We start from the raw sequence: 26224 nt of genomic DNA, 5'->3' as shown, positions 1-26224 counted from the left end.
TGAGGAGAGGTGTTAAGGGGTGGTGTTGGATCCATGAGGCTGTTAAGCTTGCGGCATTGTAAAAGGGAAAAATATATTGGGAAAAATACATTGATTATAAGTTTTTTAAAAAAATGTCTTACTTTTTATTTGCTAAAATAAACAAGATCACCATATGATATAAAATCTGTTGCAATTTGAAACATTGCTTATGAGAAAAAGAGATTTTTATGGCGAAAATGCGTTGCAAAGTGAGGATATTCTTTTGAGAAATAAAGATATTCTTTTGAGAAATAAAGAGATGTATATCTCTCGATTTCAAAGCCTATTTATTTTGTTGTTCAAGTGATTCTTTTGTGAGTGGGGGGATATAATCTTTATAATTGTCAATATATATTTAACAATGGCTGATATTAAGGGGAAGCGAATAATCAACGCTTTTGTGCTTTTAACGCTTTTGTTGAGATCTGTTTCTTAGCGATTATATCGTTTTTCCCTTAAATATAATGGCAATATCAATCGCGAATGACGAATTGTGAATAATAAATCTATGGTCTCTTTTTTGCCCAATTTTGTAATATGGTGAACGCTGAAATAAATAAGAGTTAAACAACGGATGTAAAGGAGATTTAAAAGCTATGTTTCTTCCATTTTTAATCGCTTTAGGTACTGCTGTAACGACTATGTGTGGTAAAAAAAATATAAGTTATGCTTTGTGGGCAATTTTATTCGTTGTCATTCTTCTCACTTTCAATCATCACGCAACTTCTACTTTAAATTTATCTTTTTGAGAGAATAGCCATGGAACATGTTGAACAAAAAAACCCTCACTTCGTCATCTTTATGAATACGCTAGGACTCTTTGGGTTATCCATTGTCTTGGTGGTGGCTTTTTATTATCAATTGGTAAAGTTTGAGTTACCTTGTCCCCTTTGTTTGCTGCAGCGCGTTGGATTGATACTGGCAGGTTGTGGGTTCTTGCTCAATATTCACCATAAGGTGAAAAATACCCATTATGGTATGGTTATTCTCGGTTGTATGGTAACCAGTGCTGTGGCAGCACGACAAGTGTTTTTGCATATCACACCCGATGATTTAGGATACGGTTCAACGTTTTTTGGATTGCATTTTTATACTTGGGCTTTCATTATTTCTGTCCTTTGTATCTTTGCTGTCTCATTTGTCATGATTTTAGGCGAATTGGCACACAAGTTCAAAGAATTTTCTCCTTTTCCAGTCTTGAGTAAAGCAGCAAGTTTCTTATTTGTATTTTTGATTGCGGCAAATTTGATTTCTACCATACTGGAATGTGGTGGTGGGCAATGTGCCGATGATCCTGTAAGGTATGAGTTGTTATCAAGTTGGTTCCCTTCATAGTTTCGAATTTGTTTAATAATCCCTCATCGTAATTTTTATTGTTAAAGAGGCGGAATATTTAAAAATCCGCTTCTTTTTTATTTATTGGGAAGACATTTTAGCAAGATTGTTCGATAATCTGATCTTTTATACTAACGCTGGCTTTTATGAGCGCTGGCGATTGATATTTTTTTTTAGCGAAGACTTGTACTGTGCACCTTTTATGCTGTCTTTTGAGAGAGATGAAGGGATTGATTGGCTTGGAGGCGTTTGTAGAGAAGCCCCGGACTGCTGAGCCACGTGGGTTAAGAAGCCTCGTTTTTTTAGAGCATTAACGATAAAAAATTTTTGTTCTTGATTTTTCGTAACATTGTGTTAAATAAGTTTTTGTATTCATTTTGGTGCTTCTAAAGTGTTTTTATTGCTTCTAGAGGGATTAATTTAAAATTTTGAAAGTTATGTGAATAATTTTCTGCAGAGGTTTGTTTATTAGAGGCAAACCTTTTTTTTTATCTAACTTTTAGATGTTTTCTTTCAGTGTGAAGCCTTTTTTGAGAAAAAGGTAAGCGTCTTGATGATGCCTCTTTTTTTATTAATATATTGATTTATAATGATAAATAACCATTCTTAACATAAAGCACTTCGCTGAATATAATAAAAATTTCTCATCACCAGTTCTCTTATATTAAATCAATTAAAATTACTTGCTTGTACATCATAAGCGGGGGGGCATGTGGGGCAAAACTGTACAAGAAAGGCATGCCTTTAATGAAGAGTCTCTTGAACCGAAGGCTGTCTGCAACATTGGGAGCTGGCAGAGTTTTTGTGATGATGCCAGCCTCGTTCTTCCATAAGCGTAAACTTGTTTCTCCATAAGCGTAAAGATAAGGGGGCTGAAAGGATTTTATACACTTCATGGGGGCTTTAACCATTCCTTTACGGGCGGCGTTTTGCAAAATGGGTGTGACGAGCGTTGAGAGATCTTTCTTTAAAATAAGCGTGTGAATATGCAACGCAAGTCTATTCCTTTTGGTGCGTTTTATATTACGAAAAAATATTGACTTATAAGTATAAGTTATCGTTGCGAATGTTGAATGAGAAAAACGAAAAGCTTCTCTCATCTCAAACTTTCTTATAGTCAATTAATTAAATGTACTCTTCTACGTTACAAAAAGCACTGGATGTAAATAAAAATTCTTTTAAAAGTCGTAAAATGCTTCTTACAACCCCTTTTGATCGCTAGAATTTGTCAAAAAATTTTATGCTGGTCAATACAAATAATAGGGCAGTTTATATCTATGATTTAAGTGAAAATAGGGGGGATTTAGATGAAAAGGGAGGCGAGATTTTAATGACAGTTGTTGAATACGTTATTGTGTAATGCATTTTTTACAGATTTTCTGCTTTCTGTAAATACGTAAAAGCGTAAAAACGGAAATATGTAAAAAAGGAAGCTGGGACTTTATGCGTGGTGTATGATTTTATCATGGTATGGAATGTGGAGAGAAGATTGGGGGGGATGAAGAGGCGGGGGTGTTGACGAGAGAGGAGGGTGTGGGGGTGAAGAGGTGGGTTGTGTTGATGGGAGAGGAGAGAGGGTGTTGGGGGGTGAAGAGGTGGGGGTGTTGAGGAGAGAGGGTGTGAGGATGAAGAGTTTATGAAGGGAAGGGGGAGTTGGGATGAAGAGGCGGGTTGTGTTGATGGGAGAGGAGAGAGGGTGTGGGGGTGGGGAAAGTTGCTTTTGAAGTGAGATTGACCGGTGCTTTGTGTGATCTTACTTTAGGGTAACAAAGGGGCAAGAATATTTTAAAATAGGACGTATCTGTCGCGTTTGATGCAACATTATCCTTTGTGGTGTTGTGATCTGAAGTGCTTGGGGGAGATTGGCTAGGCAAGAAGCTGTATTGTTGACAAACCTATGTTTACAAAGTGGTGCGAGGGGAATTTGAAAGTTTCATTTGGCTGCTTTCTGTAAATGTGGAGAAGCATCAAAACGTTGATCCGTAAAATGTAAAATGATGCGGAGGATTTATGCTTTGTGTGCGCTTTTGCTTAATCAGAAATCAACCACAAGATTGCTTTTTGTTTTTTCGGCTGGAGCTCTCTAAAATTTTTCAAAAGTGAATGTTCTTTTTCGCTGTATGTTTCTTGATCATAGTGTGAGGCATTTTTTTCTACTGAGACATCTTCTTTTGTCACAATGTCTGCATAAAAAAAGCTCATGGGAACTTGTAGTTTTTGGGCGATTTTGAGTAAACACCCTGCGCTTACACGATTGAAGCCTTTTTCATATTTTTGGATTTGTTGGAAACTGACGCCTAAATAGTTTCCTAATGCTTTTTGAGAAAGCCTCATGGCAATTCTTCTTTGACGAATTCTTTTGCCTATCAAAATGTCGATAAAATTTGGATTTTTGGTTTGCACTTCAAGCCCCCCTCCGGTTGCGAGCGCCCTCGCATTGGTATTCCGGGAGTCTAAAAGTACTGAGCTTAATCAGCTTTTTGCTTTTAGTGCGGAAACGCACCTGGACATAGCAAAATCTCCCGGAATTCCGGGATACCCGCAATGCGGGATAAATTTATGTATTAAGCTTTCGGGCTTTTAGCTCCCTATTTGATCGTTGCGTGGACGATCAAAAACACGTGCTTATCAATAAAGTAATTTCAGGAGATTGGCAAGAAAAATCAAAATAATCTCAAAGACTATAAGATTGGGTACTTTTTAAAAAAGTGCGAAATATGGATTATAAATCGCGTTTTTTTGCTATCAAAATATCGATAAAATTTGGATTTTTAGTTTGCACTTCAAGCCCCCCTCCGGTTGCGAGCGCCCTCGCATTGGTATTCCGGGAGTCAAAAATACTGAACCTAAATCAGCTTTTTGCTTTTAGTGCGGAAACGCACCTGGACATAGCAAAATCTCCCGGAATTCCGGGATACTCGCAATGCGGGATAAATTTATGTATTAAGCTTTCGGGCTTTTAGCTCCCTATTGGTCGTTGCGTATACGACCAAACTTACACTTTAAGTGATAAAGTAATTTCAGAAGATTGGCAAATAAAAATAGTTTTTATTTATAAACTTTATTTTTTAATGAGAGGCTTTCCGCCTCTCAAACTCTCCGGAACGCTCACCAAAATCATGAGATCAGACCCGCGTTTAATGAGGGGACTAACAATCCTAGGTTCTTAAGGTCAAGGAGACCATTACATGGCGCCTAACGGCGTCCTTGACCCAAGAACTTAACGGCTTGTTTTGTCCCTCTCACGCGGCTCCGAAATCATGATTAGAAGGGGAGCTTATAGGGGTGGTGATATCCGGCATATCAATTTATCAACGTGTTTTTTTAGAGTGTGATGAATATTTTAGGCTGGATTTTTTTGTCGCGTTTGATGAAATAAGCTCGTTTGAGGGTGGGTGATCTGAAGTGCTTGGGGGAGATTGGCTAGGCAAGAAGCTGGGTTAATACTATTGTTTATAGAGTGGCGTGGGGTGGAAGTTTCATTTGGCTTTATTCTGTGAATCTGTAAAAGCGTGAAAACGTATATTCGTGAAAAAGGAGTAGAGGATTTGTGCTTTGTGTATGCTTTTGGCATGGCATGGAATGTGGTGAGATAAATGGGGAAAGAGTTTCTGTGAATGGAGTGGTAAGCTGGGATGAAGCGGAGGGAGATTGAAGGGAGAAGAGAGTGTGGGGGCGGAATAGGAATGAACAGACTAGAGGGGGTAAGAGGCGGTGGTGCGAAGGGATGCGTGAAGGATGGTGTGAAGGAGATAGCGCTTTGCTTTTATGGTACTTGATGAAGTGGTGTCATTTGAGGGGGATCTGAAGTCCGTGGGTGGGTGATCTGAAGTGCTTGGGGGAGATTGGCTAGGCAAGAAGCTGGGTTAATACTATTGTTTATAGAGCGGCGTGGGGTGGAAGTTTCATTTGGCTTTATTCTGTGAATCTGTAAAAGCGTGAAAACGGAAATGTGCAAAAAAGGAAAGGCTTTATGTTGTTAGGGGCGTTGTGGTTAATGATACGCAATGTATGGGGATCGTGTTTTCGAAGGTAGGGAGAGCAACATAAATGAAAGGAGTGGCTTAGAGGAAATGTGTGGAGAGAAGGAAAATGGGGCAAGGGTGTACGGGAATACATAGAGTGTGTAGGGGGGCGGTGAAGCATGTTGTGAATGGTGTGTGAAGAATGGACAAGGTTTTGAAAAAAGGAGGGGGCTTTTGGTGTGGGGAGTGGTGTTTATCTGAAGGGCGCATGTTTAAGGTGTGGAAGGCGGAAGGTGAGGAAAAGTTGGAGGGAGGAGGATTGTTTGTAAGTTGTGGAGGGATTAGTCAGAGGTATTGGGAAAATGCTTTAGGGGAAAAATTAGCGTAATTTCTTGTCATACTGAAACCAAAATCATCATAAAAATTGAAGGAAATTAGCGGGTAAAATTGGTGGAGAGAAAGTTTTGATTCTTAAGGTGTGAGGTGATGTTTTTTGAGAACATGAGAGAGTAAACTTGAAAAACCTTTCCCTTTTTGTGGAATTTTTATTCACAAACTTAAGAAAATAGGGTATGAACGCTGGAAATAACGCGCAGCTTAACAAAATATGTGCACTGTAAAGGAAATGTTTGTTTATGTCAAAAGAAGAAGTTTTAGAATTTTCTGGTATCGTTACTGAACTCTTACCTAACGCGATGTTTCGTGTGAAACTGGAAAATGATCATGAAATTATTGCCCATACCGCTGGTAGAATGCGGAAAAATCGTATACGGGTGTTGGCCGGTGATAAAATCATGGTGGAAATGACACCTTATGATTTGACAAAAGGGCGTATTACATATCGCTATAAGTAGCCTCGTGGGTGGCTTGTGCTTTTTTCTAAAAGCTATCATATTATTTCTATTATTTTTTAACAGTTTTTTAGTTTGCTTTTCATGAGTGAAAAAAGGGAAGTATTTGAAGGTCCTTGAAAAACTGTAAAATCAATGCAAAAAAAGGATAAGGAGATTAATGGTGCTTAAAGGGGGGCGCTTAAAAGGGGGTGCGTAAAAGGGGGGTGAGAGGGAAGTCAATTGTGAAGGGGTGGAAATGAGAAATATAAGAGAGTGGGGGGAAAAACGTTTGGCAGATACTCTTACAGAAGAAATTCATTTGGTGCTTGCCTCCGCTTCGCCAAGGCGTTTAGCGCTCTTGGCACAAATAGGGATTGATCCGCAGCAGGTTTATGCAAGTGATATTGATGAAACACCAAAATTAAAAGAACATCCTGCAAAGCTTGCCAAACGTTTGGCAAAAGAAAAAGCGCTGAAAGCCCAAGAGATTTTGCGCTGGTACAGTCAGAGTGGTCAAGACGAGTTGCAGAATGGTCAAGAAAAATTACCTGGACAGAAAATGATTATCTTAGCGGCTGATACGGTGGTGGCTGTGGGGCGGACCATTCTCCCCAAACCAGAAAGCGAGGATGAGGCTTATGAATGTTTACGATACCTTTCTGGGCGTTCGCATAAGGTCTATGGCGCTATTTGTGCGCTCAATGAACATGGAAAAATAACCGTAAAATTGGTTGAAAGTCGTGTCCGTTTTAGACGCTTAACCTCTGCCATGATGAAGGCTTACCTTGCTTCAGGAGAATGGCAAGGGAAAGCGGGTGGCTACGCTATCCAAGGAAAAGCCGGTGCTTTTGTTGTCTATATCAGGGGATCTTATTCTAATGTTGTGGGATTGCCTTTGGCTGAAACAGCCGATCTCTTGATCGCTTATCACTATCCACTTTTCACTCACTGGGCTGAAGAAACGCATTAGAAAAACTGTAAGGCAAGTTCAATGCAAGGTGAAAAGCAACAAAAAGAGAAAAAAAATGAAAAAAAAGGAACAGAAGAAAAGTTAATGAACGAGCAGAAGACAAAGGTGCGCCAAGAACAAAAAGAGCTAAATTTGCAAAAAGAGACCCGTCCTCCGCATCCTTGTCCTATTTGTGGTCAAATGTCACAAAAATCTTCATATCCTTTTTGTTCCACACGGTGCCGAGCCATTGATCTTAATCGTTGGCTTTCAGGCTCTTATATTTTACCGCCTCCTCCACAGAAAAGTGATGAAGAAGAATAAAGGGGGCTTCCTCTTGAGAAGAGGACGCTCAGAGCGTTTTTTTGTGTGGGAGCTAAAGGAAGGCGCGCGGGATTATCCTATATCAATGGATTCAAGAGCTGGATTAACGGCTTGGTTATTGTCGTCATTCGCAAAGACGCAGATTAAGTTCAATCAACGATGGAAGTTTTAATACATATCTAAGACTTATCCCCAGTGGTTTCCATGGATAATTATAAATTGCCTTGTTACAGGAAGGTCGATAGTGCTTTGTTGCAGGAAGGTCGTTGATGCTTTTAGGGTGTGAGAAAAAATTGATCATCTAATCAGTATTGCTAAGGAAAAAGAAGGGGTGCGTGTTTTGGTGCAAAGAGGTGGGGCAATAAAAAATCGCTTGTTGGTGCTTTGTTGCGTGAAAGTTGTTGGTGCTTTTAGGGTGTGAGAAAAAATTGATCATCTAATCAGTATTGCTAACGAAAAAGAAGGGGTGCGTGTTTTGGTGCAAAGAGGTGGGGCAATAAAAAATCGCTTGTTGGTGCTTTGTTGCGTGAAAGTTGTTGGTGCTTTTAGGGTGTGAGGAAAAATTGGTCATCTAATCAGTATTGCTAACGAAAAAGAGGGGGGCGTGTTTTGGTGCAAAGAGGTGGGGCAATAAAAAATCGCTTGTTGGTGCTTTGTTGCGTGAAAGTTGTTGGTGCTTTTAGGGTGTGAGAAAAAATTGATAGTTCAATCAGTATTGCTAAGGAAAAAGAGGGGGGCGTGTTTTGGTGCAAAGAGATGGGGCAATAAAAAATCGCTTGTTGGTGCTTTGTTGCGTGAAAGTTGTTGGTGCTTTTAGGGTGTGAGGAAAAATTGATCATCTAATCAGTATTGCTAACGAAAAAAGAGGGGAGTGTGTTTTGGTGCAAAGAGGTGGGGCAATAAAAAATCGCTTGTTGGTGCTTTTGCTGGGTAATGGTATGGTGTCATTTGGGGGCTGGATTGATTATATCGTGATTTTGACCGTATCTGTGTTCACTTGGAAAGCTAATCAATATGATGTCGCTTTTATTGGAGCGGCAACATTATTCCCTGGTATCGTTCTGTCGAAGCCAATTGGAATGTTGGTAAGTCACCGTTCTATGATCCATTGGTTGCGGGCGTCACTGCTGTTACGGGCGCTATGTACTGTCGGTTTATTGCTGGCGACGAGTCTGCAAGGATTTATTATACTGGCAGTTATTCGAGCGACATTCAACAGTCTAGCCATGCCTGCAATTTCCGTTCTTAGTGCAAATTCTGTGCCTGAACACGGACGGACTCGTTACTATTCTGTGCTTAACATGATCAATAGCGCAGCAAAGATGATAGGACCTGCTTTGGGGAGTGCTCTGTCTGTACTTTTATCAGATACCTATACTTTATTATTTTCTGGATTTTTGACATTGCTAGGCTTTATCGTGTTTTGTTGTCTTTGTGCACAACCTGTCTCGTCGCTAAGAATAAAAAAAGCGAATACCACGCAAGCACAGCAGAGGCTTTATGGGACAGCTTGGTATGCCTATGTGGCGGTGGTGTTTGTGTATTTTTCCATGGTCTTTATGGTGAATAATCAGTTGCCCGTTATTCTCAGCACAATGAAAATGAATAAACAGACTCTTGGAATGCTGGTATCTGCTTCAGCGATTGGTAATTTTCTCTATGGGTTTTGGCGTGTGAAACAATCAAAGCATAAACCCCTTACAGGCAAAATATCGGAGTTGTTAATGCCGGCAATGTCAACAATGATTGGTTTTGTCATGATCTCAGTGTGCTTTTTTTACTTTGATTTACTCCGTATTGAGACTTTGTTGCTCTGTTTTTTCCTTATTGGAATGGTTAGTGCTTACTTTTCCATATCTTCTAATGTTTATCTGGTAAGCAATTTCAATGAACAGATTGGATTGGCTTCCGGCTGGGTGCAGTCTATACAAAATTTAGCTATGTTGGTGGCGCCGTTTGTTGGAGCGTTTGTTTTAGGTCACACTTCGGCTGGAAAATTGTTCCTTCTTTCTGGATTGAGTGGATTATTCTGTTTATTGGCTATCAGGATATTGGTGAACCGTTCTTTGTCTATTGTTCGATCTCAATGATTGGCTCATCAACGAAACAAATGTTTTAAATCATTTTTCTGAGGTTTAGAGGACGTGGAGATAATCCAACATAGAGCAGCTTTTTCAACGTTATAGATTCAATTTTTAATTTTTACTTAACCGCTCATATTTTTGTTTTTTTTCGGGGCTTTGTTTTCTTGACACTGTTCTACCGTCTCGTAAACTCAATAGGGGGCATGGTTTTGAGCGATAATGTCATTTTTGTTTAACTCCGCTTTGCTACGAATAGTCAAACTTAAAAACTCAGCTGCTAATCCTCAATCAGCTTGGCTTGACGCAATAATGGAAACAGAAAACAAGCTATAGTGTGAATTATCTTATATGCCATAAAACATCACTCTTGGAGGTATGGTGATATCAGGTATGGGAAACTTTAGGCAGAGGGGTATGTTAATTGTTGCTCTTTTTCCTAATCAGAAATCAACCACAAGATTGCTTTTTGTTTTTTTGGCTGGAGGTCTCTAAAGTTTTTCAAAAGAGTGTGTTCTTTTTCGCTATAGGTTTCTTGATCACGGAGTGGGGTATTTTCTTTTGTTGAGATATCTTCTTTTGTAGCAATGTCTGCATAAAAAAAGCTTATAGGAACTTCCAGTTTTTGGGCGATTTTGAGTAAACATCCTGCGCTTACACGATTGAAGCCTTTTTCGTATTTTTGGATTTGTTGAAAACTGACACCTAAATGGCTTCCTAATTCTTTTTGGGAAAGGCTCATTGAAATGCGTCTGTGGCGGATTCTTTTGCCTATCAGAATGTCGATAAAATTTGGATTTTTGGTTTGCACTTCAAGCCCCCCTCCGGTTGCGAGCGCCCTCGCATTGGTATTCCGGGAGTCTAAAAGTACTGAATCCGAGTCAGTTTTTTTGCTTTTAGTGCTTAAAGCACCTGGACATAGCAAAAACTCCCGGAATTCCGGGATACCCACAAAAGTAGGCTCAATTGTACGCTCGGATTTAGGGCTTTTAGTTCCCTATTGATCGTTGCGTGGACGATCAAAAACACGTGCTTATCAATAAAGTAATTTCAGAAGATTGGCAAGAGAAATGAAAATAATCTCAAAGACTATAAAATTGGGTACTTTTTAAAAAGTGCGAAATATGGATTATAAATCGCGTCTTTTGCTTAATCAGAATGTCGATAAAATTTTGATTTTTAGTTGGCACTTCAAGCCCCCCCTCCGGTTGCGAGCGCCCTCGCATTGGTATTCCGGGAGTCAAAATACTGAGCTCTAGTCAGTTTTTTGCTTTTAGTGCGGAAACGCACCTGGACATAGCAAAATCTCCCGGAATTCCGGGATACCCACAAAAGTGGGCTCAATTGTACGTTAGGTTTAGGGCTTTCAGTTCCCTTTGGTCGTTGCGTGGACGATCAAAAACACGTGCTTATCAATAAAGTAATTTCAGAAGATTGGCAAGAGAAATGAAAATAATCTCAAAGACTATAAAATTGGGTACTTTTTAAAAAAGTGCGAAATATGGATTATAAATCGCGTCTTTTGCTTAATCAGAATGTCGATAAAATTTGGATTTTTGGTTGGAACTTTACACCCCCTCCGGTTGCGAGCGCCCTCGCATTGGTATTCCGGGAGCAACAAGTACTGAACCCTAGTCAGCTTTTTGCTTTTAGTGCGGAAACGCACCTGGACATAGCAAAAAACTCCCGGAATTCCGGGAAACCCACAAGAGTAGGCTCAATTGTACGCTAGGGTTTAGGGCCTGTTTTCCCTGTTGATCGCTGCGTAGACGATCAAAATGACACTTTAAGTGATAAAGTAATTTCAGAAGATTGGCAAGAACAATCAAAAATTTTCTATTCTGTTATGCCATAAAACGGCGCTATTTGGAGGGGTGTGATATCAGCATATCAATATTCACATTTAGGCGTTTTTTAGAGTGTGTGATAAATGTTTTAGGCTGGACTTATCTGTCTAGTCTAATGAAACAGTTTCGTTTGTGGGGTGGGTGATAACTATACAAAGTGATCAGTAGGGGGCCTTTGAGATAAGACGTTGGATTGTTTACAGAACAGTGTTTACAAAGCGGTGTGGGGTGGTGAACCTTTCGTTGGCTTCGTTCTGTAAAGATGTAAAAGCGTAAAAATGTATATCCGTAAAAGTGAAGCGGAGGATTTGTGGATTTATATATTGTGCGTGTTTTGGTTACGTTGGGCTTTTGTCTGACATAGAATGTAGTGAGAGGATTGGGGGAGGTGCCAGACTGGAAGAGAAATGAAGAGTGTTGTTGAGTGCGTTGGTTGGAGAAGAGTGTGGGAGGAATGGAAGGTGATCTGAAACGAATGCGTGGTCAGTGGTGGAAACTTGCTAGACAAGTATTTGAATTATTTACAGAACAGTGTTTATCGAGCGGTGTGGGGTGGTGAACCTTTCGTTGGCTTCGTTCTGTAAAGATGTAAAAGCGTAAAAATGTGTTTGTGAGAAAGGAGTGGGGGGCTATGTGTTGTGTGTGTTTTTGTCATGGTGAGAAATGTGGCGAGATAAATGAGGGAAAGAGTCTGTGAATGGAAGTTGGGAGGAAGAGTGCTGTTAAGTTGTGAGTGTGTGACGGGAGAGAAAAACGGGAAGGGAGAATGGAGAGAGTGCGCATGGATAGGAGAAGAGTGTTGGTAAGGCGGTGGTGCAAAGAGATGCGTGAAGGAATGGTGATTTAAGGAGATAGAGCTTGATTTGTTGAGCCTGATGAAGTGCTGTCGTTTGAGGAGGGGAGTCTGAAGACTGTAAGGGGGGTACTAGGCAAAAAGCTGGGTTCTTTTACAGAACAGTGTTTACAAAGCAGTGTGGGGTGGTAAGCCTTTCGTTGGCTTCGTTCTGTAAAGATGTAAAAGCGTAAAAATGTGTTTGTGAAAAAGGAGTGGGGGGCTATGTGTTGTGCGTGTTTTTGTCATGGTGGGCTTTTGTCTGACATCGATGGGAGCATTGGGGGTGAAGAGACTGTAATAGTGGGGCTAGGCCGGTTGGGGTTGGGTTGGTGGGGAGGCTGGGCTGGTGGGGAGGCTGGGCTGGTGGGGCGTATAGGGGAGTTGCGGTTTTTGTTTAAATTGATAGCGTATTTTTTTCTCCCTCTTGCTATGAGGCGTGTAAAAACCCATATTCTTTTTAGCACTACGGTTCTTCTTCATGCGGCATCATTTGCGGTGTTTTGTGGGGGGTGGGCTGTCCTTTGAAGATGTCTCTTTTGTGGAATGTTGGGGGAATTTAAAGTGCGGTGGTGGCTTGAGATTTAAGGAAAAAAAATGAATTTGGAAAAATATAGCGAACGCGTGCAGGGTTTTTTACAATCAGCACAAAGTGGTGCCCTTGCTTCTGATCATCAGCAGTTTTTGCCGGAGCATCTGTTGAAAGTGTTGTTAGACGATTCTCAAGGATTGGCAGCATCACTGATCCAAAAAGCGGGTGGTGATCTTACTCTTATTCGAAAGGCGCTTAACGAAGCACTTGATGCTTTGCCTAAAGTGCAAGGGGGGAATGGACAGCTCTATCTCTCTCAGCCGTTGGCAAAAGTCTTTAACATGGCGGAAGATTTGGCGAAAAAAGCCGGTGATCAATTTGTGACCGTTGAGCGTGTGTTGCAAGCGCTGATCATGGAAAAGACCGCAAAAACTGCTGATATTCTTACAAACGGAGGGTTGACAGCGCAGGCGCTTAATGAGGCTATTAATGATTTGCGGAAGGGAAAAACAGCAACAAGCCCCCATGCCGAAAGCCAATATGATGCTTTGCAAAAATATGCCCGTGATCTCACAAAAGATGCCCGTGAAGGAAAACTCGACCCTGTGATTGGGCGGGAAGAGGAAATCCGCCGCACTATTCAGGTGCTTTCACGGCGGACCAAAAATAATCCTGTGCTTATCGGTGAACCAGGGGTGGGGAAAACAGCTATCGTGGAAGGGTTGGCATTGCGCATTGTTAATGGCGATGTGCCTGAAACTTTGCGGGATAAACAGCTTCATGCGTTGGATATGGGAGCGCTTATCGCTGGTGCAAAATATCGTGGGGAATTCGAAGAGCGCCTCAAAGCGGTGTTGGCAGAGGTGCAAGCTGAAAATGGGCAGATCATTTTGTTTATCGATGAATTGCATAATCTCGTTGGGGCTGGAAAATCTGACGGTCCTATGGATGCTTCCAACTTGTTAAAACCTGCTCTTGCACGCGGAGAACTCCATTGTGTGGGGGCTACTACGCTCGATGAATATCGAAAATATGTCGAAAAAGATGCTGCTCTTGCACGACGCTTCCAGCCTGTCTTTGTACCGGAACCCTCTTTGGAGGATACTATCTCTATTTTGCGCGGTATTAAGGAAAAATATGAACAACATCACAAAGTGCGCTTGGCTGATAGTGCTTTGATTGCGGCGGCGCGTTTGTCTAACCGCTATATTACGGATCGCTTCTTGCCGGATAAAGCTATTGACCTTATCGATGAAGCGGCGGCACGGTTGCGCATGCAGGTCGATTCAAAGCCGGAAGAACTCGATGCTGTTGATCGGCGTATTTTACAGTTGAAGATCGAACGGGAAGCTTTGAAAACAGATGTCGAGCCAACAGCAAAAGAACGTTTGGAAAATGTGCAGGAGGAACTCAAAACATTGGAACAACAGTCCGCTGAGATGACAAGTGCTTGGCAGGCTGAGAAACAAAAATTAGGGCATGCTGCTGATTTGAAAAAACAACTCGAAGAAGCTCGTAATGCTTTGGCTATTGCACAACGTGATGGACAATTCCAACGCGCTGGAGAGCTCGCTTATAGCGTTATCCCTGAACTCGAAAAACAATTGAGCATTGCGGAAAATGATGATCAACAAAATCATCTCGTTGAAGAGACGGTTACTGCTGAACATGTGGCGCGGATTGTTTCACGCTGGACCGGTATTCCTGTTGATCGAATGCTGGAGGCAGAACGGGAGGCGCTGTTGCGTATGGAAGATGAAATTAGCAAACGTGTGATTGGGCAGGGAGAGGCTGTTCAAGCTGTTTCTCGCGCTGTACGCCGTGCGCGCGCAGGGTTGCAAGATCCCAATCGCCCGCTTGGCTCTTTCATGTTTTTGGGTCCTACCGGTGTGGGAAAAACCGAATTAACCAAAGCACTTGCCGCTTTTCTTTTCCAAGACTCCAATGCCATGTTGCGCATCGATATGTCGGAATATATGGAAAAGCATGCTGGGGCGCGGCTGATTGGGGCGCCACCTGGATATGTTGGATATGAAGAGGGTGGGGTGCTGACCGAAGCTGTACGTAGAAGACCTTACCAGGTCATTCTATTCGACGAAATTGAAAAAGCACACCCTGATATTTTTAATCTCTTGTTGCAAGTGTTGGATGAGGGACGTTTGACCGATAGTCAAGGACGTACCGTCGATTTTCGCAATACCTTGCTGATTATGACTTCTAATCTTGGTGCTGAGTTTTTAACTGCTTTGCCTGAAGGGCAAACCGTTGAGCAGGCAAAAAATGATGTCATGAATGTCGTTAAAGCGGCTTTCCGTCCTGAGTTTTTAAACCGTATTGATGAGATTATTCTCTTTCAAAGGCTGCAACGTCACGATATGGAAGCGATCGTCGATATTCAGATAGAACATTTGCAAAATTTGCTCAATGAACGCAAAATAACTTTGCAAATCGAGCCAGAGGTGAGAAAATTTCTTGCCGATAAGGGCTATGATCCGCTCTATGGTGCGCGTCCGCTTAAACGGATTATCCAAAAAGAAATTCAAGACCCACTGGCGGAAAATATCTTATTTGGAAAAATTCATGATGAGACAACGGTGAAAATTACAAAACAAGGAGATCGGTTGGAATTTTTGCCTGAAGATTAAGTGTGGAAAAATTCACGCTATAAAGGGCGGTGATAATCCTATTATGCGATAACACCGCTCTTTGAAGCGTGCTGATTTAGAAAAATTCACGATGAAACAGCGGTGTTTTATTGCAAAGCAAAGGGAGTGGTCGGTGTTTTTGCATGTTAAATGAGCGTTCTCGAATATCGTAGGATTCTTTTACTTCTGTTTGTCGTGAAAGCTATTTTCTTACAATGTTATAAGTGAAGTCACAAGCGGGATTGCTTTATTGCTTTGTGCGTAAAAGCGTTAAAGAGAAATGCCGTTTATCCGCCGTAAAATATTGCTCTTTGAGGGGAGCTGGTTTGAATTCGACTTAAGGGGAATATGAATGGAATAATGTTGATCGTTGCGCTTTTGCTTAATCAGAAATCAACCACAAGATTGCTTTTTGTTTTTTCGGCTGAAGTTCTCTAAAGTTTTTTAAAAGTGCCTGTTCTTTTTCGCTATAGGTTTCTTGATTGTGGTGTAAGAGAGTTTCTTTTGTTGAAAGATCTTCTTTTGTGGCAATGTCTGCATAAAAAAAGTTTACGGGAACCTCTAGTTTTTGGGCGATTTCCAGTAAACATTTGGCACTTACACGGTTTAAGCCTTTTTCGTATTTTTGGATTTGTTGGAAACTGACGCTTAAATGGCATCCTAATTCTTTTTGGGAAACTCCCATTGCAATGCGTCTGTGATGGATTCTTTTGCCTATCAGAATGTCGATAAAATGTGGATTTTTAGTTGGCACTTCAAGCCCCCCCTCCGGTTGCGAGCGCCCTCGCATTAATATTCCGGGAGTCTAAAAGTACTGAACTCGAATCAGTTTTTTTGCTTTTAGTGCTGGGAAGCACCTGGACATAGCAAAAACTCCCGGAATTCCGGGATATCCGCAAAAGTGGGTTCATTCTTATGTATCGAGGTTTCGGGCTTTCAGCTCCCTATTTGACCGCTGCGTATACGATCAAAAACACAGGTCAATTCATAAGGCAATTTCAGAAAATTGGCAAGAAAAATTAAAATAATATCAAAGACTATAAGATTGGGTACTTTTTAAAAAAGTGCAAAATATGGATTTTTGGTTGGCACTTCAAGCACCCCCTCCGGTTGCGAGCGCCCTCGCATTGGTATTCCGGGAGCCTGAAAGCACTGACCTCGAATCAGCATTTTGCTTTTAGTGCTCATCGCACCTGGACATAGCAAAATCTCCCGGAATCCCGGGACACCCACAAAAGTGGGTTCATTCTTATGTATCGAGGTTTCGGGCTTTCAGTTCCCTATTGATCGTCGCGTATACGACCAAACTCACCCTTTAAGTAATAAAGTAGTTTCAGAAAATTGGCAAGAACAATCAAGAATTTTCTATTCTATTATGCTGTAAAACACTGCTCTTTTAGGGGGAGTGAAGAGCTAGAATATTTGAGGGCAGGGCTTGATTTGTTGAGCCTGATGAAGTGTTGTCGTTTGAGGGGGGGTGTCTGAAGACTGTAAGGGTACTAGGCAAAAAGCTGGGTTCGTTTATAGACTATTGTTTATAGAGCGGTGCGGGGTGGTAAACCTTTCGTTGGTTTCGTTCTGTAAAGATGTAAAAACGTAAAAACGTATATCCGTAAAAGTGAAACGGAGGACTTATGGATTTATATATTTGTGGATTTATATATTGTGCGTGTTTTTGGTCACTTTGGGCTTTTGGGGGCGTGGAATGTGGTGCGAGGATTGGGGGGAAGTGTCTTCGTGAATGGAGGGAGACGTTTAGAGGAAGAGGGGTGTTCAGTTGTTAAGTGTGTGATGGGAGAGAAAAAGGGGGAATGGAGGATGAAGAGAGTCCGCATGGATAAGAGGAGAGTGTGGGTAAGGCGGGTGTTGCAAAGAGATGTGTGAAGGATGGCGGCTTAAGAAGATAGGGTTTGATTTGTCGAGCCTGACGAAGTGCTGTCGTTTGAGGAGTGGGTGGGTGTAAGCTTTATTTTGTGGGGAAAGCTGCTTTTTGACGTGGGATTGTAGATTAGTGCTGGTTGGGAATTTTCATTCTTTGAGACGTGGGCTGGAAGTCAGTGTACTAATATAGCAGATTTTGATCTCATAATTTTTACATTCTTTCTTTTTTTAAAGCAAATAAGCAAGAAAAATTAATATATTACTTGATATTAGAGTAAATGCTTATATCAAGAGAGTATTTCTTTAAAAACTTTCACTTAACTTATTAAGCGATTTATTAGAATAAAAGACTCTTCTGAAGTTCATATCACCAATTGTATCGAAGGAAGTGTAACTTTAAGTGTAGAAAAGTTTAATATCGGATGGTTGATATGAATTTGTTTTTAAAAAAGAGTCCATTAGCTCTTTTTTGCTCTCTCTTTATTTCCAAAGTTGGTGATTATGCTTATGAAGTTGTTTTTATTTTACTGGTCTTAGAATTAACAGATAACACCTTTTTTACAGGTCTTGTGTATTTTTTTCGATTTATCCCTTTTCTCTTTTTTGGCCCTATAGGAGGTTGGTTAGCGGATAATTTTTCTTTGAAGAAAAATATGATCTTAAGTGAAGTTGTTAGATTATTAGCTTCATTGTTTGTTTTTATAACTTATATAACAGGTACGGCACATATCATTGTTCTTATTTTTGCAGCAATATGTACAACGATAGGAAGAAGTATTTTCCAACCAAGTTTTCAAGCTGCTATTCCCAGAATGTTTTCAATAAAAGATCTTACAAAGGCCAATAGCATTGCTCAAATTATCATGGAAACGGCAGCCGTCATTGGCCCTTTGGTTTGTTCCATACTGCTTTTTTTAGCAAATAAATCGGCAGTACTCATTTTTGATTTTTTTACCTATTTTATATCTATTATCATGTTATTTAATCTCATGAATTTAAATTCAAGCGAGAATAAATCATTCAATTTTATAAAAATTTATCGAGAAACAGCTTCATATCTTAAATATATTTCTACAGAAAATAATAATTTATTTATTACGCTCGTTGGATCGTCGTTTGCTATTCTCTTTACGGGTGCAATTTTAAGATTTTTAATTCCAGCTTTTGTTCTTTTTGTGGGGGGAGAGGAAAGCTTTGTGAGTTATATTTTTTCTCTCATGGCTGTTGGAACTATTGTTGGTGGTTTGTTATATAGTAAAATTATATTAAATATTACTTCGTTGAAGCTCATGATATTTTGGCTTCTTTATGGGGTTATTCTGTTTGTTATGCCCTTAGCTGCAGAAATTTATTTAAAATTCCTTCTCGTGTTAGCATTTGTTTTAGGATTTATTGGTGCCTTTGTGGATATTGGTTTAGTCTCAGCTATTCAATTATATTCTCGTCGTGAAGATTTTGGTAAGAGTTTTGGAACCTTTTCAACTTTAGCAAACTCTGCGGAAGCAATGTCTGGCTTTATTGCTGGACTTTTGGCACTCGTGGGATTGTTAAGCTCTTTTTTAGCGATGTCCGCATTAATTATTTCCACGGGAATTATTGGCGTTGTAAAAATTAAGAAAAATAAAGAGTTAACACCTCTTAACACGACAGTCGATGACGACCATTGATATATTTGATATCTCCATGCCGTTTCTTTTTTTTAAAGACGGTTCGCTCATTATCTTATTCATGAGGTAAAAACACCGCTTTTTGAAGGGGGTGATCTGAAACGAATGAGTGGTCAGTGGTGGAAACTTGCTAGGCAAGCATTTGAATTCTTTACAGACCGTTGTTTATAGAGTGGTACGGGGTGGTGAACCTTTCCTTGGCTTTGTTCTGTAAATGTGGAGAAGCGTAAAAATGTGAATCTGTAAAAGTGAAGTGGAGGATTTATGGGTTCATATATTGTGCGTGTTTTTTGTCACTTTGGGCTTTTAGGGGCGTGGAATTTGGTGCGAGGATTGGGGGAAGTGTCTTCGTGAATGGAGGGGAAATGAAGGGTGCTGTGCGTTGGTTTATGTAATGCAACACACCATGAAAGTAAGTATACATATACTATATGCTTTACATGTGTTTTTTCGTACTTTTAACATATATATTTTGTGTCTTAAACATAAGCTTTGAGTACTATGAGAGATGGTGGTCGTTTTTTTAAACAAGCGAGAAAGTGATTAACTAATGCTTGATAGTAAAGCAGTATGTTGTTAAGGCTATTCTTTGAAAGGATGCTCTTATTTCTGGTGTAGGAGCTTCTCAGAAGAGAATACAATTAATAGGGGAGTTAAGATGTCAAAATATTTATTTCCGTTGCCTCTTGTCTTGGTGGCTGGTTGTGCATCTATCAATAATTATTCATCAAGTTATGTTAGTCCAAATATTACGCAAGATGATATAAAATTAATTGCTAACGATTTTGTTCGTAATCTTAAAAAACCTTTACCGCCCGCTACAACAACACTTATTGTGAAAAAAAATAAAACAGAAGACAACTTTACTCCTGTATTTATTGATCTCTTGCGACGGAATGGATATAACGTGATCTATACAGATCAACCAAACAAACAGCAAAATGGTGTAATCTTGACTTATCAAATAATGCCAATAAAGACAGGTATCTTGTCTATGGTTTCTTATGATGAGGTTGGAGTAACGCGTTATTATATTCGCACTTATAATAGATGAAACCCCTTTGCCGGTTTGTCTCAAAGAAGTAGATAATGAAGAAATGTGTTTCAGGGGAAGTGTTGGGATTAAATTAATCAATAAAAATTTGCAGATATGAAAATTGCATATTCAGACGACAATTATTCGTCGTCTCGTTTACAATTTCAGTGTTGTAACGAAGAAAGATGTCGTTTTATCTGTTTGCAATCCTTCATGTTCTGTCTCAGTTATATAGCGCTTTTATCGTTTCTGTCTTATAGAAAATTACTTTCTGTTCTACGGCTCTATATGCCAATCTAATAGTCAGATCTAAACAATCAAATTCATATGAACTCTTTACAGAAATCTGTTGTTTGAGATTGTTGGAAAGGTGTTTTGTTTTTATCAAATTGTCGCGTGGTGGTTTGGGAGTTTCCTTTGGCTGCGTTTTGTAAATGTGTAAAAGCGTAAAAATGTGAATCTGTAAGAGTGAAGTGAGGGATTTGTGGATTTATATATTGTGCGTGTTTTTTGTCATGGTATAATGATAAATCCATTGAGCACCCCTATCTTTACACTTATGAAGAAGCAAGCTGGGTATTATCATTATATTTGCTAGCCCCTAATGTTGTGACAGCTCTTGGAAAGGTTCATAAGAGCCATTTTTACTCCTTTCTTAATAGTTTTACACGGGCTCTCCTCGCTTTTAACGTGGAAGCGAATGATTTTGATTGATTCAACATGGGAGGGACTTGAAATGAGAGAATCTTACGATATTCGGAACTCTCAATCAATATAAATAATGCTAAATTATCATTATAAATCAATATATTGTTATTGTATGGAGTGGTGAGAAGGATTGGGGGAAGTGTCTTCGTGAATGGAGGAGAAAGTTGGGATGAAGAGGGGTGTTAAGTTGTGAGTGTGTGATGGGAGAGAAAAAGGGGGAATGGAGGATGAAGAGAGTGTGCGCATGGATAGGGGGAGAGTGTGGGTAAGGCGTTGGTGCAAAGAGATGCGTGAAGGATGGCGGTTTTTAAGGAGATAGGGCTTGATTTGTCAAGCCTGACGAAGTGCTGTCGTTTGAGGAGGGCGTCTGAAGACTGTAAGGGGGGTACTAGGCAAAAAGCTGGGTTCGTTTACAGACTATTGTTTATAGAGTGGTGCGGGGTGGTGAACCTTTCCTTGGCTGCGTTCTGTGAAGATGTAAAAGCGTAAAAATGTGAATCTGTAAAATGAAGCGGAGGATTTGTGCTTTGTGTGGGCTTTTATCATGGCATGGAATGTGGTGAGAAGGATTGGGGGGAAGTGTCTTCGTGAATGGAGGAGAAAGTTGGGATGAAGAGTGCTGTTGAAGTGCGTTTTCTGGAGAAGAGTGTGTGGGGAATGGCTGTGAACAGATTGCAGAGCTGATGTGTAAAGAGATGTGAAGAGAGAAAAATCGTGGTGGGCGTTTATATTCTATGCGGAACTTAACAATTATAGTTGCATCTATATTTGTATGGGGGATATCCGTGAAATGGGTGTGAGAAGCATTGAGAGGTGTTTTTTAGTAAGCGGGTGAATGAGCAATACAATGAAATCCTATTTAGAGGGGAAATCCTATTAGAGGGAAGCCCATTTAGAGGGATACCTATTTAGGAAAAATCCTATTTTAGCTCTTGTTGTTTTAGACATTGTGTTTTGTATGAGGGGCATTTTGCAGGAAAAGTGTTTTGAGGGATGTGGCTCCCTTAAAGAAAAACACAAAAATATCAAAAGAAAAATATAAAAACTTGACAAGGTAAATGTAAAAAGGTATCATAATGATACAATCGGAATTGTGCGTTTAAATCAGAAGAGATCTTTTGATAAGATTCTGTGAGAGGGGTGGGGATGTTTTTCCAAGGTTTTGGTGTTTTTATCCTATTTTAAAGTTTGTTATCCTATGATGTCGTAAACCGGTGCCTAAACCGTTTTTTGAGATGTGGTGGTATCAGGCGGCAAGGCTTTAGGCAGAGGGGAATATTGGCGAGGGATGTTGATGGGTGTGCTTTTGTCTAATCAGAAATCAACCACAAGATTGCTTTTTGTTTTTTCGGCTGGAGCTCTCTAAAGTTTTTCAAAAGTGCGTATTCTTTTTCGCTGTATGTGTCTTGATCGTGGTGTAAGGCATGTTCTTTTGTGGGAATATCTGCTGTTAAAAGGTCCGCATAAAAAAAGTTCATAGGAACCTCTCGTTTTTTAGCAATTTCGAGCAAACACCCCGCGCTTACACGATTTAAACCTTTTTCATATTTCTGGATTTGTTGAAAACTGACACCTAAATGGCTTCCTAACTCCTTTTGAGAAAGTCCCATTGAAAGTCGTCTATAACGGATTCTTTTACCTATTGAAATGTCATTAAAATGTGAATTTTTAGTTTGCACTTCAAGCTCCCCTCCGGTTGCGAGCGCCCTCGCATGAGTATTCCGGGAGTTTGAAAGCACTGAACTCAAATCAGCCTTTTGCTTTTAGTGCTCATGGCACTTGGACATAGCAAAAACTCCCGGAACTCCGGGATACCCACAACGTGGGGTAAATTAACGTTTGAGTTTTCGGGCTTCAACTCCCTATTGATCGCTGCGTAGACGATCAAGGCACCTTTTGAGTGATAAAGTAATTTCAAGGGATTGGCAAGAACAATTAAAAGATTTGGAAAATGAGAGCATTTTTTTGTATCTTAAAAATTATCTCATTATATTCTTATGCCTTATGCCTTATGCTGTAAAATATTGTCATTTGAGGTAGGGGGAGATGGGGCATTAGAGGCAAATATATGCCGTTGAGAGACCTTCAAGTACATCAATTTATACGGTGCTTTTTGTGAGAGTGTCTGGATATTGGAGGGTAGGGGTTATCTGTCCGTGTCTGGTGAAACAGCATTCTTTGAGGGGTGGTGAGAGGTGGTTGCCCAAATGCAATGTGCTCGATAAAAAGTGGGATTGTTAACAGACTCTTGTTTATTGAGTGGTGGGCTGGTTTGGAAATTTCGTTTGGCTGCTTTCTGTAAAGATGGAAAAGCGTAAAAACGTGAATCCGTAAAAATGAAGTGAAGAATTTATGTGTTGTATGCTTTTGTCTTGGCATGGAATGTGGGAAAGGACTGGGGAGCAAGTCTGCAAATGAAGTGGAAAGCTAGGATGAAGCATGTGAAAATTGGCACTGTGGGAGAAGCTTTTTGGTGTGTGTGTGAAGCTTTGTCTTTTGGGTGGGGTATTTGCTTCGAAGCGGAATTGTTCGGTATTTGTGGGAGCTTTCGCTCTTTGTGTTGGAGAGGGACGAGTGTAAGAATATTCAGAAAAGCCTTGCTTGTTGAATCCGTTGTTTGAGGGGTATGGTATGCTGATCTGTCTGAGTGATTGGTAGGAGGAAACTGCTACAAGATGTCGGATTCTTGACAGAGCAGTATATAAGACGCTGGGAGAACAGTTTCATTTGCTGCCTTTTGTAAAGATGGAAAAGCGTAAAAATGTGAATCCGTAAAAGTGAAGTGAAAGATTTATGCGTTGTATGTTTTTGTCTTGGCATGGAATGTGGTCGGAGAACTAGGGGACGCATTTGTGAATGGAGTGGGGAAAGCTGGGATGAAGAGGGGTATAAATCGCGTTGACTGGAGAAAGGTGTGTGAGGGAATATTTTAGGGCAGGGCTTATCTGTCTTGTCTGATAAAATTGCCTTCTTTGAAGTGTCGTGATCTGAAGCTTATATTTTAAAGATGTTGGATATATTGGGATGTTGATGGGTGCGCTTTTGTCTAATCAGAAATCAACCACAAGATTGCTTTTTGTTTTTTCGGCTGGAGCTCTCTAAAGTTTTTTAAAAGGGCGTGTTCTTTTTCGCTGTATGTGTCTTGATCGTGGTGTAAGGCATGTTCTTTTGTGGGAATATCTTCTGTTAAAAGGTCCGCATAAAAAAAGTTCATAGGAACCTCTAGTTTTTTAGCAATTTCGAGCAAACACCCCGCGCTTACACGATTTAAACCTTTTTCATATTTCTGGATTTGTTGAAAACTGACACCTAAATAGCTTCCTAACTCCTTTTGAGAAAGTCCCATTGAAAGTCGTCTATAACGGATTCTTTTACCTATTGAAATGTCATTAAAATGTGAATTTTTAGTTTGCACTTCAAGCTCCCCTCCGGTTGCGAGCGCCCTCGCATGAGTATTCCGGGAGTTAAAAGTACTGAGTTCAGTCAGCCTTTTGCTTTTAGTGCTGACAAGCACCTGGACATAGCAAAAGCTCCCGGAATCCGGGAGATACCCACAAAGTGGTATCGATTTTTATGTACTGAACTTAGGGCTTTTAACCCCTCTTGGTTGTTGCGTAGACGACCAAAATTGCCTCATTAGTAAAGTAATTTCAGAAGATTGGCAAGAAAATTAAAATATTTTTTAGTCTGTTATACTGTAAAATAGGGATGTTTGGGGGCGGTAATCTGATGTTAGTAGGGTAAGTAATCTGATGTTAGTAGGGGAATTTATTGGGTAAGAGGTTGGATGATAGTTTAAAACCGGTGCGGGGTGGAAGCTTTATTCAGCAGAGGAAAATTTGCTTTTTGAAGCCGAATTGTAGATCAGAGCTTATCTGGCGTGTTTGATGAAACACCATGCTTTGAAGTGTGGGATAGCCATATGAAATAATCAGCAGGGAAATCTGATAGACGAGAAATCAGCTTGTTGACACACCCGTGTTTACAGAACGGTGCGGGGTAGTGATTTGAGCGTTTCATTTGGCTGCGTTCTGTAATGATGTAAAAGCGTAAAAATGTGAATCTGTAAAATTATGCGGAGGATTTGGGCTTTATGTGGGCTCTTATCTTTTTGGGTGTGTCCCATTTTTTAATTGTTGAATGCTTGGCAAATTTTGTTGCTGATTTTTATGTCATTTTTTGTGTTTGAGGTTTTGGTTTCTCTTTAGTTGGAAGGAACATGATGATGGTAGATGAACATTGTCTTCCCTTACGTCGAAGAGGGCGGAAAAAAGGGGCTTTAAATAAAACAACAAAGCGATTTAATGAAGCTCTTTTGACAGCGGCGGAGCAGGCTGGATATCACTATGGTGAAGATGGGCTGGTGTCTTATCTTCAGTATCATGCTCTCAATAATCCCGTACCGTTTTTTTCGCTGCTGGCAAAAGTGTTGCCTCTTCAGGGGGCTGGAGAAGGGCAGGTTAAAACAGTTTCGCGTATTGAGATTGTACCAGTGAATGCAAAAAATAGCGAACCGGAGAAGTGTGATACTTCGATAACTGAGGCTTGAAGAAGGCGCTGTGATGTTTGGGCATTTACTGGAGAGCAGAATATTTTGGTGGGAGATATTTGGGCTTCCTACGTGGAGACGCCGGATTTTATGGGCGATGACAGAGGGGCGTGTGCTGAAGAGGTGATACTCGAGAGGTACAATGCTTAGGGGGCGTGGTTGTTATCTACTGTTTTGGATTTTTGTGAAGGTTTGGTCTTTTCTCGTTATTGAAGGTGTGGAGATATCTAAAACAGTTTCGCGTATTGAGATTGTACCAGTGAATGCAAAAAATAGCGAACCGGAGAAGTGTGATACTTCGATAACTGAGGCTTGAAGAAGGCGCTGTGATGTTTGGGCATTTACTGGAGAGCAGAATATTTTGGTGGGAGATATTTGGGCTTCCTACGTGGAGACGCCGGATTTTATGGGCGATGACAGAGGGGCGTGTGCTGAAGAGGTGATACTCGAGAGGTACAATGCTTAGGGGGCGTGGTTGTTATCTACTGTTTTGGATTTTTGTGAAGGTTTGGTCTTTTCTCGTTATTGAAGGTGTGGAGATATCAAAAACAGTTTCGCGTATTGAGATTGTACCAGTGAATGCAAAAAATAGCGAACCGGAGAAGTGTGATACTTCGATAACTGAGGCTTGAAGAAGGCGCTGTGATGTTTGGGCATTTACTGGAGAGCAGAATATTTTGGTGGGAGATATTTGGGCTTCCTACGTGGAGACGCCGGATTTTATGGGCGATGACAGAGGGGCGTGTGCTGAAGAGGTGATACTCGAGAGGTACAATGCTTAGGGGGCGTGGTTGTTATCTACTGTTTTGGATTTTTGTGAAGGTTTGGTCTTTTCTCGTTATTGAAGGTGTGGAGATATCAAAAACAGTTTCGCGTATTGAGATTGTACCAGTGAATGCAAAAAATAGCGAACCGGAGAAGTGTGATACTTCGATAACTGAGGCTTGTGATATTGAAAAATGTTAGGCTGAGGTGGGTGATGTGGGGTGATGTCTTGGAAGGGGGCTGCTTTGGTGATT

The 26224-nt window shown here is 40.5% G+C and carries 26 protein-coding genes; 21 read left to right on the top strand and 5 right to left on the bottom strand.

What is annotated here, in order from left to right:
- Positions 1–617 precede the first annotated feature (617 nt).
- From ACFILN_RS06520 to ACFILN_RS06510, 3 genes are all read left to right on the top strand, one after another.
- A complete protein-coding gene (locus tag ACFILN_RS06520) occupies positions 618–770 on the top strand; it encodes a DUF5993 family protein (protein ID WP_273790835.1) in 153 nt (50 codons plus the stop codon).
- Positions 771–780: 10 nt separating this feature from the next.
- Positions 781–1356 carry a disulfide bond formation protein B gene (locus ACFILN_RS06515; RefSeq protein WP_375631463.1) on the top strand — a complete coding sequence of 192 codons (576 nt, stop codon included), beginning with the start codon at positions 781–783 and terminating at the stop codon, positions 1354–1356.
- A 710-nt stretch (positions 1357–2066) separates the two neighbouring features.
- Positions 2067–2189 carry a hypothetical protein gene (locus tag ACFILN_RS06510; protein WP_375637694.1) on the top strand — a complete coding sequence of 41 codons (123 nt, stop codon included), beginning with the start codon at positions 2067–2069 and terminating at the stop codon, positions 2187–2189.
- A 1198-nt stretch (positions 2190–3387) separates the two neighbouring features.
- Here ACFILN_RS06510 and ACFILN_RS06505 read toward each other — a convergent pair.
- Positions 3388–3759, bottom strand: a complete 372-nt coding sequence (locus ACFILN_RS06505) for a helix-turn-helix domain-containing protein (protein WP_375637695.1) — start codon at positions 3757–3759, stop codon at positions 3388–3390.
- Positions 3760–4991: 1232 nt separating this feature from the next.
- Between ACFILN_RS06505 and ACFILN_RS06500 the strand changes: the two genes are divergently transcribed.
- The 6 genes from ACFILN_RS06500 to ACFILN_RS06475 all read left to right on the top strand — a co-directional run bounded on the left by ACFILN_RS06500 (position 4992) and on the right by ACFILN_RS06475 (position 9517).
- A complete protein-coding gene (locus tag ACFILN_RS06500) occupies positions 4992–5135 on the top strand; it encodes a hypothetical protein (protein ID WP_375631466.1) in 144 nt (47 codons plus the stop codon).
- Between the two features lie 388 nt (positions 5136–5523).
- On the top strand, positions 5524–5709 hold the full coding sequence (locus ACFILN_RS06495) for a hypothetical protein (protein WP_375637696.1): 186 nt from the start codon (positions 5524–5526) through the stop codon (positions 5707–5709).
- 247 nt (positions 5710–5956) lie between these two features.
- Positions 5957–6175, top strand: coding sequence for a translation initiation factor IF-1 (gene infA / locus ACFILN_RS06490; RefSeq protein ID WP_004857577.1), 219 nt, complete (start codon positions 5957–5959; stop codon positions 6173–6175).
- Positions 6176–6410: 235 nt separating this feature from the next.
- Positions 6411–7124 (top strand): Maf family nucleotide pyrophosphatase, encoded by a 714-nt coding sequence (locus tag ACFILN_RS06485; RefSeq protein ID WP_375657827.1) that lies wholly within the window; start codon positions 6411–6413, stop codon positions 7122–7124.
- A gap of 21 nt (positions 7125–7145) precedes the next feature.
- Positions 7146–7427 (top strand): DNA gyrase inhibitor YacG, encoded by a 282-nt coding sequence (yacG, locus tag ACFILN_RS06480; protein WP_273790829.1) that lies wholly within the window; start codon positions 7146–7148, stop codon positions 7425–7427.
- An 881-nt stretch (positions 7428–8308) separates the two neighbouring features.
- Positions 8309–9517, top strand: coding sequence for an MFS transporter (locus tag ACFILN_RS06475; RefSeq protein WP_375671121.1), 1209 nt, complete (start codon positions 8309–8311; stop codon positions 9515–9517).
- A gap of 430 nt (positions 9518–9947) precedes the next feature.
- Here ACFILN_RS06475 and ACFILN_RS06470 read toward each other — a convergent pair whose 3' ends face one another.
- Positions 9948–10319, bottom strand: coding sequence for a helix-turn-helix domain-containing protein (locus tag ACFILN_RS06470; RefSeq protein WP_375631426.1), 372 nt, complete (start codon positions 10317–10319; stop codon positions 9948–9950).
- A 1460-nt stretch (positions 10320–11779) separates the two neighbouring features.
- Between ACFILN_RS06470 and ACFILN_RS06465 the strand changes: the two genes are divergently transcribed.
- The 4 genes from ACFILN_RS06465 (at position 11780) to clpB (ending at position 15364) form a co-directional block, all read left to right on the top strand.
- Positions 11780–11914: a hypothetical protein gene (locus ACFILN_RS06465; protein ID WP_375666977.1), complete on the top strand. Its 135-nt coding sequence runs from the start codon at positions 11780–11782 to the stop codon at positions 11912–11914.
- A 118-nt stretch (positions 11915–12032) separates the two neighbouring features.
- A complete protein-coding gene (locus tag ACFILN_RS06460) occupies positions 12033–12161 on the top strand; it encodes a hypothetical protein (protein WP_375658169.1) in 129 nt (42 codons plus the stop codon).
- Between the two features lie 251 nt (positions 12162–12412).
- Positions 12413–12715 (top strand): hypothetical protein, encoded by a 303-nt coding sequence (locus ACFILN_RS06455; protein ID WP_375631424.1) that lies wholly within the window; start codon positions 12413–12415, stop codon positions 12713–12715.
- Between the two features lie 69 nt (positions 12716–12784).
- Positions 12785–15364 (top strand): ATP-dependent chaperone ClpB, encoded by a 2580-nt coding sequence (clpB, locus tag ACFILN_RS06450; RefSeq protein ID WP_375631423.1) that lies wholly within the window; start codon positions 12785–12787, stop codon positions 15362–15364.
- A 382-nt stretch (positions 15365–15746) separates the two neighbouring features.
- Here clpB and ACFILN_RS06445 read toward each other — a convergent pair whose 3' ends face one another.
- The gene (locus tag ACFILN_RS06445; RefSeq protein ID WP_375667384.1) at positions 15747–16118 is read right to left on the bottom strand and encodes a helix-turn-helix domain-containing protein; all 372 of its coding nucleotides are present in this window, start codon (positions 16116–16118) and stop codon (positions 15747–15749) included.
- A gap of 896 nt (positions 16119–17014) precedes the next feature.
- On the opposite strand from ACFILN_RS06445, the gene ACFILN_RS06440 reads away from it, so the two are divergent.
- The 3 genes from ACFILN_RS06440 (at position 17015) to ACFILN_RS06430 (ending at position 19966) form a co-directional block, all read left to right on the top strand.
- Positions 17015–17248, top strand: coding sequence for a hypothetical protein (locus ACFILN_RS06440; protein ID WP_375658166.1), 234 nt, complete (start codon positions 17015–17017; stop codon positions 17246–17248).
- Positions 17249–17676: 428 nt separating this feature from the next.
- Positions 17677–18912, top strand: coding sequence for an MFS transporter (locus ACFILN_RS06435; protein ID WP_375646295.1), 1236 nt, complete (start codon positions 17677–17679; stop codon positions 18910–18912).
- Positions 18913–19570: 658 nt separating this feature from the next.
- Positions 19571–19966, top strand: coding sequence for a hypothetical protein (locus tag ACFILN_RS06430; RefSeq protein ID WP_375671104.1), 396 nt, complete (start codon positions 19571–19573; stop codon positions 19964–19966).
- A gap of 2000 nt (positions 19967–21966) precedes the next feature.
- Here the strand turns inward: ACFILN_RS06430 and ACFILN_RS06425 are convergent.
- Positions 21967–22335 carry a helix-turn-helix domain-containing protein gene (locus tag ACFILN_RS06425; protein WP_375658171.1) on the bottom strand — a complete coding sequence of 123 codons (369 nt, stop codon included), beginning with the start codon at positions 22333–22335 and terminating at the stop codon, positions 21967–21969.
- A 675-nt stretch (positions 22336–23010) separates the two neighbouring features.
- On the opposite strand from ACFILN_RS06425, the gene ACFILN_RS06420 reads away from it, so the two are divergent.
- Positions 23011–23277, top strand: coding sequence for a hypothetical protein (locus ACFILN_RS06420; protein ID WP_375671102.1), 267 nt, complete (start codon positions 23011–23013; stop codon positions 23275–23277).
- A gap of 425 nt (positions 23278–23702) precedes the next feature.
- On the opposite strand, the gene ACFILN_RS06415 is transcribed toward ACFILN_RS06420, so the two are convergent.
- Entirely contained in the window at positions 23703–24071 is a 369-nt protein-coding gene (locus ACFILN_RS06415) for a helix-turn-helix domain-containing protein (RefSeq protein WP_375659835.1), read from the bottom strand.
- Positions 24072–24878: 807 nt separating this feature from the next.
- Here ACFILN_RS06415 and ACFILN_RS06410 point away from each other — a divergent pair.
- The 4 genes from ACFILN_RS06410 (at position 24879) to ACFILN_RS06395 (ending at position 26171) form a co-directional block, all read left to right on the top strand.
- Positions 24879–25205, top strand: a complete 327-nt coding sequence (locus ACFILN_RS06410; RefSeq protein WP_273791298.1) for a hypothetical protein — start codon at positions 24879–24881, stop codon at positions 25203–25205.
- Positions 25206–25389: 184 nt separating this feature from the next.
- Positions 25390–25521: a hypothetical protein gene (locus ACFILN_RS06405; RefSeq protein WP_375667971.1), complete on the top strand. Its 132-nt coding sequence runs from the start codon at positions 25390–25392 to the stop codon at positions 25519–25521.
- 184 nt (positions 25522–25705) lie between these two features.
- On the top strand, positions 25706–25837 hold the full coding sequence (locus ACFILN_RS06400) for a hypothetical protein (RefSeq protein WP_375667971.1): 132 nt from the start codon (positions 25706–25708) through the stop codon (positions 25835–25837).
- 184 nt (positions 25838–26021) lie between these two features.
- Positions 26022–26171 carry a hypothetical protein gene (locus ACFILN_RS06395; RefSeq protein ID WP_375643514.1) on the top strand — a complete coding sequence of 50 codons (150 nt, stop codon included), beginning with the start codon at positions 26022–26024 and terminating at the stop codon, positions 26169–26171.
- The last annotated feature ends 53 nt before the right edge of the window (positions 26172–26224 follow it).

The organism is Bartonella sp. CL434QHHD (genome assembly GCF_042195145.1).
Taxonomy (GTDB): domain Bacteria; phylum Pseudomonadota; class Alphaproteobacteria; order Rhizobiales; family Rhizobiaceae; genus Bartonella.
Note: the sequence above shows the minus strand (reverse complement) of the source record. Positions and strands in the feature narration are given on the sequence as shown.